Here is a 13407-nt window from a genome sequence, read left to right on the forward strand (position 1 = left end):
CGGAATCGTTAACTTCGGGATCGCTTCACCTACGGGCAATGCCGGTCATCGAGTGCGACGTCGCGGACGCCCGGGAGAAACTGGAAGCGGCGGGTGCGGCCGTCGAGGACGGGAACACGGACCACGAGCGCTGGCGCGCGGAGCGCGGCGGCGCGACCGCCGTGGCGTACGACGGGAAGGTCGTCATCCAGGGCTCGGACCCGCAGGACATCGAGACCGTCCTGCGGGAGGAAGGCGGGCGCGCACACGTGTACTCGGACGGCGCGAGTCGGGGGAACCCGGGTCCCGCGGCCATCGGCTGGGTCATCGTCACGAGCGACGGCATCGTCGCGGAGGGGAACGATCGCATCGGCGAGACGACGAACAACCGCGCGGAGTACGAGGGGCTGATCCGCGCGCTCGAGGCGGCTCGGGACTACGGGTTCGACGTGGTCGACGTGCGCATCGACTCGCAACTCGCCGTCAAGCAGGTTCGCGGCGAGTGGGACACGAACGATCCCGACCTCCGCGAGCGGCGGGTGACCGTCCGGGAACTGCTGGAGTCGTTCGACGACTGGTCGCTCCAGCACGTTCCGCGGGAGGTAAACGAGCGCGCCGATCGACTAGCGAACGAGGCGCTGGACGATGCCTGAACTCCCCGACGACGTTATCGACGAGGCCGAACGGCTCACCAAGCTCGCGCGCGAGGCTGTCGACGAGGACGAGGCGGCCGCGTACCGCGCCGACCGCGACGAACGGGTCGCCGAACACGACTTCCGCGCACGCGTCCGCGAGGAGGACGCCCGCGACGTGCTCGTCCTCCACCCCGACGAGTGGGTCGAGGACGGGACGATCCTCCCCGACCGGATCGAGGACACCGACCGCGCGGTCGAGATCCCGCTCGGTGGGCCGGGCGACCCCGACGACTGGGAGACGGTGGAGGAGCACAACGCCGACATCGTCGCGACGGTTCGCGAGGAACACGGCCCGGACCACGCCGCGAACGTCCGCGCGTTCGCCGACTTCATGGGGAATCACTACGCGCGGCCCCTGGAGTCGGCGACGGGCGAGGAGATCCGAGAGTTCCTGGACGACTACTACCGGCGCAACGCGTGGCCGACCGACGAGCAGGCTGACGTGGTAGAGCAGTCGCTCCGGCTCGCCTTCGACGCGGCCGAAGAAAGGGTGCCCGGGTACTGAGTTACTGCTGCTCGACGAGTTCGTCGACGGTGTCGGCGCGCTCGCCGCCGGTGACGTACTTCGACAGGACCCAGTTGATCTGGTCGAGGACGACGTCGTGCCCGGCGTCGGTCAGCTCGTACTGGTTCGTGCGCTTGTCGAGTTCGCTCTTCTCGACGAACCCCATCTCGACCAGCTCGTCGAGGTTGGGGTACAGGCGCCCGTGGTTCACTTCCGTCCCGTAGTAGTCCTCGAGTTCGCGTTTGATCGCGAGTCCGTACCGTGGCTCCTCAGCGAGGATCACGAGGATGTTCTGCTGGAACGCGGTGAGGTCGCGTGCGGTGCCCGAATCGCCGGTGATCGTTTGTGCCTCTGACATGGTTCGGCAAATGTCACACAGCTATTTAACGCTTCTTAACTATTTGCGAGCTTACACTTACGTCCGGGACGACGCCCGCGTTGACCGCGCTAACCTCGCCGTAACCGGCGCCGACGAACGCGTGTGACTCGCGTCGCTCTGGCAGTTCGGGGATATCGTCCGGAACCTCCCCGAACAGTCCATGGAGACGCACGGCGTGAGGTCGAAAGTACTTTTTGGTCGCCTGACCGATTCGCGGGTGCATGACGAACCTCTGGGAAGATCTGGAAACCGGACCGAATCCGCCGGAAGAGATCTACGCCGTCGTCGAGTGCCTGAAAGGCGAGCGCAACAAGTACGAGTACGACAAGGACGTCCCCGGCGTCGTGCTCGACCGCGTCCTCCACAGCAACGTCCACTACCCCTCCGACTACGGCTTCATCCCGCAGTCGTACTACGACGACGAGGACCCCTTCGACGTCCTCGTCCTCGTCGAGGACCAGACGTTCCCCGGTTGCGTCATCGAGGCCCGCCCGGTCGCCCTGATGAAGATGGACGACGACGGCGAGCAAGACGACAAGGTCATCGCCGTCCCGACCGAGGACCCCCGCTTCGACCACATTCAGGACCTCGACGACATCCCGCAGCAGCAGCTCGACGAGATCGACGAGTTCTTCGCGACCTACAAGAACCTCGAAGAGGGCAAGGAAGTCGAGACGCAGGGCTGGGAGGACAAGCAGGCCGCGAAAGACGCCATCGAGCACGCGATGGACCTCTACGAGGAGAACTTCTCGTAATCCGCCCGGCGGCTTCTACTTTTCGGACGTGTCGACGCCGACGATCTCGTTCACGAGACACCGGCGCGCGAGCGCGGACGCGACAAGTCCCCCGCCGAACAGCCCGGTCAGGGCGCCGACCAGCGGCCACTCGACCGCCAGCGCGACGACCGTCCCGATAAACACCAGCACGGACCCGAACCCCAGCCGCGCGAGCCGGTCCGTTCCGCCCACGTTCCGTTCGAGCATGGCCGGCCATTCGAACGGCCGCGACAAAATACGTTCGAGTTATCCCCCGCCGACCGGCCATGTATTATAATTATGAGTAATCTTTTGAGTGTGGGTGCGCAAGCATAGCACACGATGGTTACCAGTAACGCCGACGTCTCCGACGCGACCGAGCGGAACGCCGGCATCGACCACACGACCGTCGTCCCCGAGAACTTCGACCCCGAGGAGACGACGTGTCCGCGGTGCGGCCAGACGCTCGCGGACCACGACTGAGTCGGTCGCTCACCGGTCAGGTGCCACCCGCTCTGACCCGGTCGGCGCGGTCGCTCGACTCGACGGGGACCCCCCGGAACTCGAAGCGCGCGCCGCCCGCCTCGCTGTCCGTCACTTCTGCGCGCCAGCCGTGCGCGTCGGCGATCTGTTCGACGATGGCGAGCCCGAACCCGGTGCCGCCCTCGTCGGTCGTGTAGCCGCTGTCGAACACCTGACCGCGTTCGTCCGGCGGGATCCCTCGCCCGTCGTCGGCGACGTAGAACCCGGCCGCGGCCCCGTTATCTCCGATCGCACCGACTTCGACGCCGACGGCGGAGCCCTCGCCGTCGCAACCCCTCGTCCCGTGCTCGACCGAGTTCCGGAACAGGTTTTCGAGGAGGCGAACGAGGCGGTCGCGGTCGGCGTCGACCGTCGCGGCGTCCGCGACCCGGAGGGACGCGTCGCCGGTGTCGACGTTCCCCCACGCCGCCTCGGCCGCGGAACCGAGGTCGACCGGTGCCGGGTCCGTGACGTCCTCGCCCTCGCGGGCCAGGGCCAGCACGTCGTCGATGATCGCCTCCATCCGATCGAGCGTCGCGTCGACCTCGTCGAGGTGGGACGTGTCGCCGGTCTCGCGCGCGAGGTCGACGTAGCCGTTCGCGACGTTCAGCGGGTTTCGGAGGTCGTGGGAGACGACGTTCGCGAACTCGTCTAACTGCTCGTTGCGCCGCTGGAGTTCCTGTTCGCGCCGCTTGCGTTCCGTGATGTCGCGAACGAGAAAGAGCCAGCCGACGTGGCGGCCGCGCCCGTCGTCGATCGTGGTCGCCTCGACGTCGTAGTGACGGCCGTCGAGCGGGAACTCGGTGCTCCGCTCCTCGCCCGACTCGACGATGTCGCGGTACAGTTCGTACGTCTCCGGGAGCGGCTTCAGGAAGTCTCGCACGTCCCGACCCACGACGTCTACGTCGCCCATCGTCTGTTCCGCGAGCGCCTCCGCAGCGGGGTTCACGTCGACGATGCGGTGCTCGCGGTCGACGACGTACACGGCGTCTTCGACAGTGTCGAGTACGCGGTCCCGCGCGATCGGCGCGAGGTCTATCAGCCTGTACCGCGTGATCGCTAGCGTGAACAGCGCGTTCGCGACGACGAACCCGAGCGGCGTGCTGTCGAACGAGACGACGTTGAGAAGCGACGGAAGGTTGGCAAGGGAGGGAGAGAGCACCGCTGCGACGAGTGCCACTATCTGCCCCCGGTAGAGCGCGCGGGACCGGTAGAGCATCTCGATGACGAGCGCGGCGACGACCATCGTGACCGCGTAGGAGTACGCCGCGTGGACCCAGAAAGCGGTCCCCCACACCACGGCGACGCCGGTCACCGCGGAGGGGTCGACGGTCATCGACGCGTAGAACACGTCGCCAGGGTTCGTCAGGGCGAGTGCGACCACGACCACCGGATGGATCGAGAGGAGGGCGACGGTCCGGCGCGTGACGAGGTGCTCGCGCCCGGTGTACTCCAGCGCGAACAGAGCGATGGAGGCGACGACGGTGACGACGCCGACGAAGATGAGCCGATTCAACAGGACGGAGACGCCGGGATCCGGGATCACGGACGCGAGAAAGAGCCCCGCGGACCACCACGCCGCACCGGCGATGCTCCCGAACAGCGGGAGCGCGCCCGCCTTCTCGCGGTGTCGCCAGACGACGTACCCGAGGACGACGGTCAGCGCCGTCGCGACGGCGTAGAGCGCCCGCACGTACGCCGCGTCCAGTTCCATGCTCGCGAATACATACAGACGCTGATAAAGGTCTTGGCCGTAGACCTCCGGAGCGCTTCCCGGTGTGCGAACCCGCGGACTCCCGCACCCACCGGCAACATCGGTCGCTACCCGCGACGCCCGGCGGAAATCGCCCTTGAAAAGAAGGTTCTTATGGCCGTGCATTGGTAGAAGGAGTATGGGCCTCTTCGACAGACTTCGTGGAGACGACGATCCGCGTGTCGCCTTCTTCGGCATCGACGGCGTGCCGTACAGCATGCTCTCGGACCACTTCGACGAGTTCGAGAACCTCGCCGCGATCGCCGAGGAGGGGAGCGCGGGGGCGATCGACAGCATCGTCCCGCCCGAGTCGAGCGCCTGCTGGCCGAGCCTGACCACCGGGAAGAACCCCGGCGAGACGGGCGTGTACGGCTTTCAGGACCGCGAAGTCGGTTCGTACGACACGTACGTTCCGATGGGCCGGGACGTGCAGGCCGACCGCGTCTGGGACCGCGTGCAGTCCGAGGGCCGCGACGCGACGGTCATGAACGTCCCCGTCACGTTCCCGCCCCAGCGCAACGTCCAGCGGATGGTCTCGGGCTTCCTCTCGCCGGGCATCGACAAGGCCGCCTACCCCGAGGAGCTCGCGGACTACCTCCAGAGCATCGACTACAAGATCGACACGAACGCGAAGCTCGGGCACAAGGAGGACAAGTCCGAGTTCATCGAGAACGCGCACGCGACGCTCGACGCGCGCTTCGAGGCGTTCAAGAAGTACGTCGAACAGGACGACTGGGACCTGTTTTTCGGCGTCTTCATGACGACCGACCGCGTCAACCACTTCCTCTACAAGGACTACGAGCGTGACGGCGAGTACAAGGAGGAGTTCCTCGACTTCTACCGGAAGCTCGACGACTACCTCGGCCGGCTCCGCGACATGCTCGCCGACGACGTGACGATGATGGTCGCCAGCGACCACGGCTTCACCAGCCTCGACTACGAGGTCCACTTCAACGAGTGGCTCCGCCAGGAGGGGTGGCTGGAGTACGAGGACGACGACCACGAGGGCCTCGACGACATCGCCGACGACACGAAGGCGTACTCGCTCATCCCCGGCCGCTTCTACGTCAACCTCGAGGGCCGCGAACCGCGCGGGAGCGTCCCCGAGGAGGAGTACGAGGACGTGCGACAGGAGCTGAAGGAGAAGCTCGAATCGCTCGAAGGGCCGAACGGCAACCCGGTCTGTGACCGCGTCGTCGAGAAGGAGCGCGCCTTCCGCGGCGACCACGACGACATCGCCCCCGACCTCACCGTCGTTCCCAACTACGGCTTCGACCTGAAGGCCGGCTTCAAGGGCCACGAGTCGGTGTTCGACACCGGCCCGCGCAACGGGATGCACAGCTTCGACAACGCCACGCTGTTCGTCGACGACCCCGAGGCGAACATCAGCGAGGTCGACCTCTTCGACCTCACGCCGACCATCCTCGACCTGATGGACATCGACTACGAGCGCGGCGAGTTCGACGGCGCGAGCCTGATCTAGCGCGGTTCCGCCGCCCGCGACCGGGCGAACTCGGCGTTCAGGTGGTCGATCGCCGTCCACTTGTGTCCCTCCGGGACGAACACGAACGGGATCGCCCCCTCGAACGCCCGGTCGCCGTACAGTCCCGTCTCGGCGACCGACCGGGTCGAGTTCCGGTGGGCGATGGGGACGTCCATCAGCTCCGCCGGCTCGTACTCCGGCACGTACGACTGCTCGATCCACACCTCGTGGACCGGCAGGTCGAGCGTCGCCGCCAGATCGCTTTCCAGCGCGTCGGCGTTGCGCAGCAACCACCCGGAGAACGCGTCCGTGTCGTCGGTGACGTCGACCGACTCGGTGAACCCGACGCCGTGTTTCCAGCACGACTCCGGGAACCGCCGCGACCGGAACCGGTCGTGCAGGTCCGCGAGGACCGAGTCCGGATGCCCGCGGGCCGCCGCGCGGATCCGCTCCATCGCGTAGTAGTCGTCTATCTGCTCGTCGAGCACCTTCTCGGCGGTGATGGGCCGCTCGTCGGCCAGCGACGCGAACTCGTCGAGCATCGCCCGGAGCAGGACGTTGGCGTACACCGACTTGTGGTGCTGTGTGACCCACATGTACAGCGCCACGCGGCCCTCCAGGTAGTTGCCGACCGTCGACAGCGCCTTGTCCCGGAGGGCGAGGCCGTCGTCCGGGACGGCCGTGTACGCGTCGATCATGCGGTCGGTGTCGACGCTCAGCACCTCCGCCCCGGTCATTCGACTGTCGCGGATGATGTAATCCAGCCTGTCGACGTCGATCGGGGAGTGCAACACCTCGGCGGCGACCCCGAAGTGACGGTCGCCCTCGCGCTCGTAGGTCAGGCTGTACCCCAGGACGTACGCGCACACCTCGAACGGGTCCACGCCGAGTTCCCGGAGGTCGTCGGCGTACGCGGACAGGATCACGACGCAGCTCAGCAGTTCGTGCGGGCTGGCGCGCCGGAACGGCCCGTCTGGCTCGCCGACGTCGATCCCCGCTTCCTCGAACGCGCCGACGAGTCCGGCGTCGGCGAGCCGGCTCCGGAGGTCGGCGGCGTCGAGGTGGTGCTCGCCGAGGTGCGACAGCGGCGGGTGGCCCACGTCGTGGAGCAGCGCCGCGCACTTGAGCGTCTCCTCGACGGTGTCGAGGTGGGCGTCGGAGGCGTCCCTCGCGAACCGGCGCTGGGACCGGAGGCTCCGGAACACCCGCTTCGCGAGGTGGAACACGCCCAGCGCGTGCTCGAACCGGGTGTGGTTCGCGGACGGGTACACGAGATACGTCGCCGACAGCTGCCTGACGTGTCGCTGCCGCTGGAACTGCGGGGTGTCGACGATGCGTTCCACTATCGGTTCGGCGACCTCGACGTACCCGTGTACCGGGTCCTTGATCTGTTTGCTCGACATGTGGCGGCCCGTCCGGCCCGGGCAGCGGCGAAAGAGCGGTTCGACCGCGCGCCGCGTCCGGCCGGCTATTTCCTGTGGCTCAGGCGGTCCGCCGGTTTGAATCTTGCGCGTTCAGAACAGGTCGTCGAGCTCGTCGTTCTGGAACTGGTCCGCGTGGTCCAGCGTCGTCTCCTGCTGTTCCTTCTGTGCCTCGCGGGCGCGATCCATGAACTCCTGGACGCGCTGGCCGCGCTCGACGCCGCCCAGCAGCACCAGCGAGGCGATGCTCTCGCTGTCGAGCGGGAAGTCGCCGCCGCGGACCTGCATGCTGCCCGTCTCCTCTTCGACCCAGCTGCGGGCGCGCTCGACGCCCTTCCGAGGGAGACGGTCGGCGTCGCCCGCGACGACCAGTAGCGCGGAGTCCGCGGCCACCGCGTTCGGGAGGCTCGTTCCGGTCAGAAGCGCCTTCCGCGTCACGCTGGTGACGGTGTTGACGTTCTCGCCGCTGTCCTCGCTGGCCTCGGCGCTCGCGTAGCCAAGCGCGGCGATGCCGCCCGACCGGAGGGTGTTGATGACTTCGCTGGAGTCGACGACGCTCTCGGCGACGCCCTCGACGGCCTCGCCGGAGGCGAGCAGGAGGCCGATGCGCTGGGCGATGGCCTGGTTGATCGCGTCGAACGCCTCCCCGACGCTCTGTCCCGCCCCGTGCCACGCGTCGTTGTCGACGAGCAGGGTCGCGTCAGCCTCGCGGACGAGCGTCTTCAGCGACCGCCCGGCGTTGGCCTGGTACATCGCGCCCTCGCCGCGCCCGGGGAGGACGCCGAGCGCGTAGACCGGGATGCTGTACACGCGCTTGAGTTCCTTCGCGAGCACGGGCGCGCCGCCGCTGCCCGTGCCGCCGCCGAGGCCGGCGACGACGAAGATGGCGTCGGCCTCGGCCGTGATGCGCCCGTCGAGGCCGTCCATGACCTCGCCCGCGTCCGCCTGCATCACTTCGGCGCCGAGCTCGTTGTCGCCGCCGACGCCGTGGCCCTTGACCCGGTCCTGCCCGATCAGGACCGTGTCGAGGTCGAGCGCCTGAAGGTCCGTCTTCGCCGAGTTGACTGCCAATACGCCGCGAACCGCGCCGAACTCCATCTGCCGGTCGAACTCGACCAGGGCCTGCGTGATCTTGCCCCCGGCCTGGCCGACACCAATCAGGACGACTTTCATGCGCGGGCATTTGGGTGGTCGGTAATTGAACGTTCCGCCGTCCCCGCGCTAACGTTTATCCCGGAGAGCGCGCCCACGACGGCACATGACCGACGACGTGGAAGCACGACTGGACGCGGTCGAACGCGCGCTGACGGGCAGCGACGCCGATCTGCCGGCACTCGCAGAGGGCACCGAACTCGTCGACCGGGTCGACGCGGCGGAGGACCGACTCGACGCGGTCGAGGAGCGGATCGAGGAACTCGACGCCGCGACGCAGGCGGTCCGAGGCTACGTCGGGAACGTCCGCTCGGTGAACGAGGACGTGGAACGGCGGGCGGACGCGGCGGTCGCAGGCGTCGAGGCGCTGGAGGCCCGCGTCGACGAGCTCGAAGCCGACGGCGAGACCGATCGGCGCGGGTCCCGCGAGCCACCGACTAACGAGCGCCACCCGACAGATCATCCCGACGCCCCGAACGGCAACCGGGCCGGTCCTCCCCTCGAATCGCCGCACCGAGAGAGCGAGCAGTGGGAGGGCGACCACGGGGACGCCGAGTCGGGAGAGCGCCCGCGCGACGGCGACCGCGGCCTCGTCGCCCGCCTGCGCGAGGCCCTGTGACGGTCCGCGTCGTGATAGCCGCCGTGATCGCGGCGGCCGTCGTCGCGGCAGCGCTGCCGGCCGTCGATACCGGACGCGAGCGCGCGACCGACCGGCAGGTGCGCGGCGAACTCGACGACCTCGAACGCGCGGCCGGGGCGCTGCTCGCGACCGAGGAGGCGGCGTGGGACGAGACGGCCGCCCCTCAGCGCGCGGTCAGCGTCACGTTACCGGGACGGAGCTGGCGGCGCGCGAGCGTGGACCGAGTCGTGATCCGCCCGGCGGCCGACGGAGGGGCCAGAATCACCTACGCCGTCGACGGGAGACGGGCGAGAAACCGGACGCTCGCCGTCCCGCTCCGTCCTGCCGAGGCCGACGCGCTCGTACTCCGCGGGAGCGGCGACCACCGGCTCCGGCTGCGGCTGGTCCGTGAAGACGGGGAGCGCGTCGTAGTCGTCGACCGCCACGGCCGGTAAGTCGCGGAGCGGGTCGGACTCGTCGCCGGCCGAGGGTTTACGTACCGGAGCGCGGCGACCCGGTCGCATGAGAGGGATCTTCGACCGGTTCGGAGCGGCGGACGACGGCCCGTGCGGGTGCCGCCCGTCGTTCGACGACGACCGCCTCGTCGTCGACGCGGACGACTGTGAGGGCGAGGGCCGACTCGCCGACGCCCCGGACTGTCGGGCGACGGTGATCGACGCGCTCGCCGAGCGCGACGCCGACGCGGTGCTCACCCGCTCGGACGGCGTCGAGCGCGCCTACGAGGGCGAGAGCGCGGCCCTGCTCGTCGCCGCCGGGCGGTTCGTCGAGACGATCGCCTTCCGCGACGAGACGCTGGCTTCGCGGGCGCGACGCGACCCGCTCCGCGCGGCCCGCGACGCCGCCGGGCGGGCGGCCCCGGTGAACGACGCGGCCGCGGAGACGGGCCTCGTCGAACTGGCCGAGCGCGCCGCGGGGTACGAGGACGCGCTCCGCCCCGCCGTCGGCACGGTCGTCGCGGGCTCCCGCGTCCGGTCGCGACCGCCCGCCGACGCCGAACTCGTCGACGTGCATGACCTCGACACCGGCGCGACCGTCCGAGTCTACGCAGGCGAGGGCGACGCGCTCCGGACGTACCACGTCGCGCCCGTCGAGGACGACCTCTCCGCTGCCGCGACCGCGACGCTGGCACAGGCGTACGAGGCGCTGGCGACCGGCGCGGTCGAGGGCGGCGACCGCGCCCCGGGCCGCGCCGTTCGCCGGGTCGCCGACGAGAGTACGCCGGTGACGACTCTTGCCGCTGTCCTCCGGAAACACGCGCGGGGCTTCGGCGTGCTGGAGGACCTGTTCGGCGACCCCCGCGTCTCCGACGTGTACGCCACCGCGCCGGTCACCGAGAACGCGCTTCGCGTCACGGTGGACGGCGAGACGATGCGGACGAACGTCCGCCTCACGGCCGACGGCGCGGCGGCGCTCGCCTCGGGGTTCCGGCGGACGAGCGGCCGGGCGTTCTCCCGGGCCGCGCCGACGCTCGACGCCGCCGCGGAGACGACCGCGGGCCAGCGCATCCGCGTTGCGGGAGTCACCGACCCGATCAGCGACGGCGTCGCCTTCGCTTTCCGCGACCGCGGCGAGGACGCCTGGACGCTCCCGGGCCTCGTGGCGAACGGGACCGTCCCGGCGGACGCCGCGGCCCTGCTGTCGGTCGCCGTCGAGCGCAGCGCCGCGGGTCTGGTCGCCGGCGCGCGGGGCGCGGGGAAGACGACGACGCTCGGCGCACTCCTCTGGGAGCTCGCCGCGGCGACGCGCGTCGTCGCCATCGAGGACACGCCGGAGATCCCGGTCGCCGCGCTCCAACGGGCTGGGCGCGACGTCCAGACGATCCGCACGTCGGTCGACGACGGGCCGGGCATCGCGTCGACCGAAGCGCTCCGCACCGCGCTCCGGCTCGGGGAGGGGGCGCTCGTCCTCGGCGAGGTGCGCGGCGAGGAGGCACGCGTGTTGTACGAGGCGATGCGCGTCGGCGCGAACGAGAGCGCGGTCCTCGGCACCATCCACGGCGAGGGCGGCGAGAGCGTCCGCGAGCGCGTCGTCGCCGACCTCGGGGTCCCGGTCTCGTCGTTCACCGCGACGGACGTCGTCGTCACGCTCGAAGCCCACCGGGACGGCGGCGAGCGCGCGCGGCGCGTCCGATCGATCGAGGAGGTGATCGCCGGCGACGACGGCGTCCGCTTCGAACCGCTGTTCGCCGTCGTGGGCGACGCTCTCGCCCCCACCGGCCGCCTCGCCCACGGTGAGAGTCACCTGCTCCAGACGCTCGCTCGCCCCGACGAGACGTACGCCGACCTCCGAATGCGGATCGACGAGCGCAGGGGACTGCTCGCCCGACTCGCGGACGAGGACCGCACGCGCCCCGCCGACGTGACGGAGGCATACGCGAGAGAGGGCCGGTAGCCAATGCTGACCGCGATCCTCGGGACGCTCGCGCGGTGCTCCCCGATCGACGCCGATCCCGACGCCGACCTCCGGCGGTCGCTGGGCTTTCTCGACGCTGAGGTCAGCCCGGAGACGGTCGCGACCGCGGGGTACGGCGCGGCGGGGGTCGTCGCCGCACTCGCCGTCCCCGTGATCGTTCTGGTTCCGGGGCGCTGGTTCCGCACGACCCTGCTGGCCGCCGTCGCAGCCGCGCTCGTCGCCGCCCACGCCCTCCGTCGCGGGCCGGTCGTGCTCGCGCGGGCCCGACGGACCGCCGCGCTCGGCGACGCGCCGGGACTCGTCGCCCGCGCCGTGTTGCGGATGCAGATCGAACCCGCGGTCGAGACTGCGGCCGGCTTCGCCGCCCGGACGGGCAGAGGGCCGCTCGCGGAGAGCCTCGACGGCCACGTCCGACGCGCAGACGGGACGCCACGGTCGGGGCTCGCGGGCTTCGCCGACGAGTGGGACGCGTGGTTCCCGGCGATCACCCGGGCGACGCACCTGATCGCGGCCGCCGCGGCGGCCCCCTCCGGCGAGCGGAGTCGGACGCTCGACCGGGCCCTGACCGCCGCGCTCGACGGTACCCGCGACCGGATGGCGGCGTTCGCGAGCGACGTGCACGCGCCGGCGACCGGGCTGTACGCGTTCGGCGTCTTGCTCCCGCTCGCGCTGGTCGCCGTCGTCCCCGCGGCGGGCGTCGCCGGCGCGCCGGTGACGCTCCCGCTGTTCGTCTTCGCGTACGACGCGGTGCTCCCGCTCGGCCTCGTCTCCGGGAGCGCGTGGCTCCTCCTCCGGCGGCCCGTCGCCTTCCCGCCGCCGGCGGTCTCGCGGTCCCATCCCGACGTCCCCGACCGGCGCTGGCCGCCGGTCGCTATCGGCGGCGCGGCCGGCGCGCTCGCCGCGGCGGGGAGCGCTCTGCTCCTCCCGGTCTGGACGGCGTGGGTCGCCGGCGTCGGGGTCGGGGTCGGCGCGACGCTCGTCCGCTGGTACCGCCCCATCGTCGAGGTGCGCGAGCGCGTCCGGTCGGTCGAGGAGGGCCTCGTCGACGCGCTCTACCTCGTCGGCCGCCGCGTCGCCGAGGGGGAGGCGGTCGAGTCCGCCGTCGAGCGGGCCGCGGAGGAGGTGGGCGGCGCGACCGGCGAGGTGTTGACCGCCGCGAGCCGCCGGGGGCGCCAGCTCGGCGTCGGCGTCCGCGAGTCCTTCCTCGGCGAGTACGGCGCGCTCGCGGACGTGCCGAGCCCGCGGACCAGAAGCACCGCCGCTCTGCTGGCCATCGCCGCGGTCGAGGGGCGACCCGCGGGACGGGCGGTCGTCGCGATGGCCGACCACGTCGAGGAGCTCCAGACGGTCGAACGGGAGGCCCAGCGCGAACTGGCCCGCGTGACGGGGACGCTCCGGAGCACGGCGAGCGCGTTCGGCCCGCTCGTGGCCGGCACGACGGTCGCGCTGGCCGGCGGCATCGGCGGCGCGGACCTCGGCGGGAGCGCGCTCCCCGTCCCCGGGCTCGGACTGGCCGTCGGCGCGTACGTCCTCCTGCTCGCGGTCGTCCTCGCGGCGCTCTCGGCCGGGCTCGAACACGGCCTCGACCGCGCCGTCGTCGGCTACCGCGCCGGTCGCGCCCTCTGCTCCGCGACGCTGGTCTACCTGGTCGCGTTCGCCGCCGGCGGCGCGCTGGTGAACGTTTAAGGCGGAGAGCGCGGCGAAGGCGGGC

At 70.7% G+C, this 13407-nt stretch carries 14 protein-coding genes; 9 read left to right on the forward strand and 5 right to left on the reverse strand.

The features are described from left to right. The first annotated feature begins 38 nt into the window (after window positions 1-38). Window positions 39-632, forward strand: a complete 594-nt coding sequence (gene rnhA / locus D8670_RS08560) for a ribonuclease HI (protein WP_121817702.1) — start codon at window positions 39-41, stop codon at window positions 630-632. Then, entirely contained in the window at window positions 625-1179 is a 555-nt protein-coding gene (locus D8670_RS08565) for a DUF7108 family protein (protein ID WP_121817703.1), read from the forward strand. The genes rnhA and D8670_RS08565 overlap by 8 nt, the downstream gene beginning before the upstream one ends. Before the next feature lies 1 nt (window position 1180). Here D8670_RS08565 and D8670_RS08570 read toward each other — a convergent pair whose 3' ends face one another. Beyond that, window positions 1181-1537, reverse strand: a complete 357-nt coding sequence (locus D8670_RS08570; RefSeq protein ID WP_121817704.1) for a PadR family transcriptional regulator — start codon at window positions 1535-1537, stop codon at window positions 1181-1183. A gap of 242 nt (window positions 1538-1779) precedes the next feature. Between D8670_RS08570 and D8670_RS08575 the strand changes: the two genes are divergently transcribed. Then, on the forward strand, window positions 1780-2313 hold the full coding sequence (locus D8670_RS08575; RefSeq protein WP_121817705.1) for an inorganic diphosphatase: 534 nt from the start codon (window positions 1780-1782) through the stop codon (window positions 2311-2313). Window positions 2314-2328: 15 nt separating this feature from the next. Here the strand turns inward: D8670_RS08575 and D8670_RS08580 are convergent, their stop codons facing one another. Further along, window positions 2329-2541 carry a YgaP family membrane protein gene (locus tag D8670_RS08580; protein ID WP_121817706.1) on the reverse strand — a complete coding sequence of 71 codons (213 nt, stop codon included), beginning with the start codon at window positions 2539-2541 and terminating at the stop codon, window positions 2329-2331. Between the two features lie 114 nt (window positions 2542-2655). Here D8670_RS08580 and D8670_RS20850 point away from each other — a divergent pair, with 114 nt between their 5' ends. Further along, entirely contained in the window at window positions 2656-2796 is a 141-nt protein-coding gene (locus D8670_RS20850) for a hypothetical protein (protein WP_162994238.1), read from the forward strand. Window positions 2797-2812: 16 nt separating this feature from the next. Here D8670_RS20850 and D8670_RS08585 read toward each other — a convergent pair whose 3' ends face one another. Then, entirely contained in the window at window positions 2813-4549 is a 1737-nt protein-coding gene (locus D8670_RS08585) for a histidine kinase N-terminal 7TM domain-containing protein (RefSeq protein WP_162994239.1), read from the reverse strand. Between the two features lie 178 nt (window positions 4550-4727). Between D8670_RS08585 and D8670_RS08590 the strand changes: the two genes are divergently transcribed. Beyond that, a complete protein-coding gene (locus D8670_RS08590; protein WP_121817708.1) occupies window positions 4728-6071 on the forward strand; it encodes an alkaline phosphatase family protein in 1344 nt (447 codons plus the stop codon). On the opposite strand, the gene D8670_RS08595 is transcribed toward D8670_RS08590, so the two are convergent. Both D8670_RS08595 and D8670_RS08600 read right to left on the reverse strand, forming a co-directional pair. Next, window positions 6068-7474, reverse strand: a complete 1407-nt coding sequence (locus tag D8670_RS08595; RefSeq protein WP_121817709.1) for an HD domain-containing protein — start codon at window positions 7472-7474, stop codon at window positions 6068-6070. The two genes, D8670_RS08590 and D8670_RS08595, sit on opposite strands and share 4 nt — an antisense overlap. 111 nt (window positions 7475-7585) lie before the next feature. After that, entirely contained in the window at window positions 7586-8665 is a 1080-nt protein-coding gene (locus D8670_RS08600; protein ID WP_121817710.1) for a tubulin/FtsZ family protein, read from the reverse strand. Window positions 8666-8750: 85 nt separating this feature from the next. Between D8670_RS08600 and D8670_RS08605 the strand changes: the two genes are divergently transcribed. The 4 genes from D8670_RS08605 to D8670_RS08620 all read left to right on the forward strand — a co-directional run bounded on the left by D8670_RS08605 (window position 8751) and on the right by D8670_RS08620 (window position 13382). Continuing rightward, window positions 8751-9263, forward strand: coding sequence for a DUF7310 family coiled-coil domain-containing protein (locus D8670_RS08605; protein WP_121817711.1), 513 nt, complete (start codon window positions 8751-8753; stop codon window positions 9261-9263). After that, complete coding sequence (locus D8670_RS08610) at window positions 9260-9718, forward strand: DUF7311 family protein (RefSeq protein ID WP_121817712.1); 459 nt, start codon at window positions 9260-9262, stop codon at window positions 9716-9718. The genes D8670_RS08605 and D8670_RS08610 overlap by 4 nt, the downstream gene beginning before the upstream one ends. A 67-nt stretch (window positions 9719-9785) precedes the next feature. Beyond that, window positions 9786-11675 (forward strand): ATPase, T2SS/T4P/T4SS family, encoded by a 1890-nt coding sequence (locus D8670_RS08615; protein WP_193569341.1) that lies wholly within the window; start codon window positions 9786-9788, stop codon window positions 11673-11675. Window positions 11676-11678: 3 nt separating this feature from the next. Next, a complete protein-coding gene (locus tag D8670_RS08620) occupies window positions 11679-13382 on the forward strand; it encodes a type II secretion system protein (protein ID WP_121817713.1) in 1704 nt (567 codons plus the stop codon). Window positions 13383-13407 lie beyond the last annotated feature (25 nt).

Origin of the sequence: Halostella limicola (assembly GCF_003675875.1) — an archaeon.
GTDB lineage: Archaea > Halobacteriota > Halobacteria > Halobacteriales > Natronoarchaeaceae > Halostella > Halostella limicola.

Excerpts from the sequence above, each read along its gene's own strand:
- D8670_RS08595 (WP_121817709.1), bottom strand. The coding sequence starts at position 7,474 with ATGTCGAGCAAACAGATCAAGGACCCGGTACACGGGTACGTCGAGGTC.
- rnhA (WP_121817702.1), top strand. The coding sequence starts at position 39 with ATGCCGGTCATCGAGTGCGACGTCGCGGACGCCCGGGAGAAACTGGAA.
- D8670_RS08570 (WP_121817704.1), bottom strand. The coding sequence starts at position 1,537 with ATGTCAGAGGCACAAACGATCACCGGCGATTCGGGCACCGCACGCGAC.
- D8670_RS08590 (WP_121817708.1), top strand. The coding sequence starts at position 4,728 with ATGGGCCTCTTCGACAGACTTCGTGGAGACGACGATCCGCGTGTCGCC.
- D8670_RS08575 (WP_121817705.1), top strand. The coding sequence starts at position 1,780 with ATGACGAACCTCTGGGAAGATCTGGAAACCGGACCGAATCCGCCGGAA.
- D8670_RS08605 (WP_121817711.1), top strand. The coding sequence starts at position 8,751 with ATGACCGACGACGTGGAAGCACGACTGGACGCGGTCGAACGCGCGCTG.
- D8670_RS08580 (WP_121817706.1), bottom strand. The coding sequence starts at position 2,541 with ATGCTCGAACGGAACGTGGGCGGAACGGACCGGCTCGCGCGGCTGGGG.
- D8670_RS08585 (WP_162994239.1), bottom strand. The coding sequence starts at position 4,549 with ATGGAACTGGACGCGGCGTACGTGCGGGCGCTCTACGCCGTCGCGACG.
- D8670_RS08620 (WP_121817713.1), top strand. The coding sequence starts at position 11,679 with ATGCTGACCGCGATCCTCGGGACGCTCGCGCGGTGCTCCCCGATCGAC.
- D8670_RS08615 (WP_193569341.1), top strand. The coding sequence starts at position 9,786 with ATGAGAGGGATCTTCGACCGGTTCGGAGCGGCGGACGACGGCCCGTGC.
- D8670_RS20850 (WP_162994238.1), top strand. The coding sequence starts at position 2,656 with ATGGTTACCAGTAACGCCGACGTCTCCGACGCGACCGAGCGGAACGCC.
- D8670_RS08600 (WP_121817710.1), bottom strand. The coding sequence starts at position 8,665 with ATGAAAGTCGTCCTGATTGGTGTCGGCCAGGCCGGGGGCAAGATCACG.
- D8670_RS08565 (WP_121817703.1), top strand. The coding sequence starts at position 625 with ATGCCTGAACTCCCCGACGACGTTATCGACGAGGCCGAACGGCTCACC.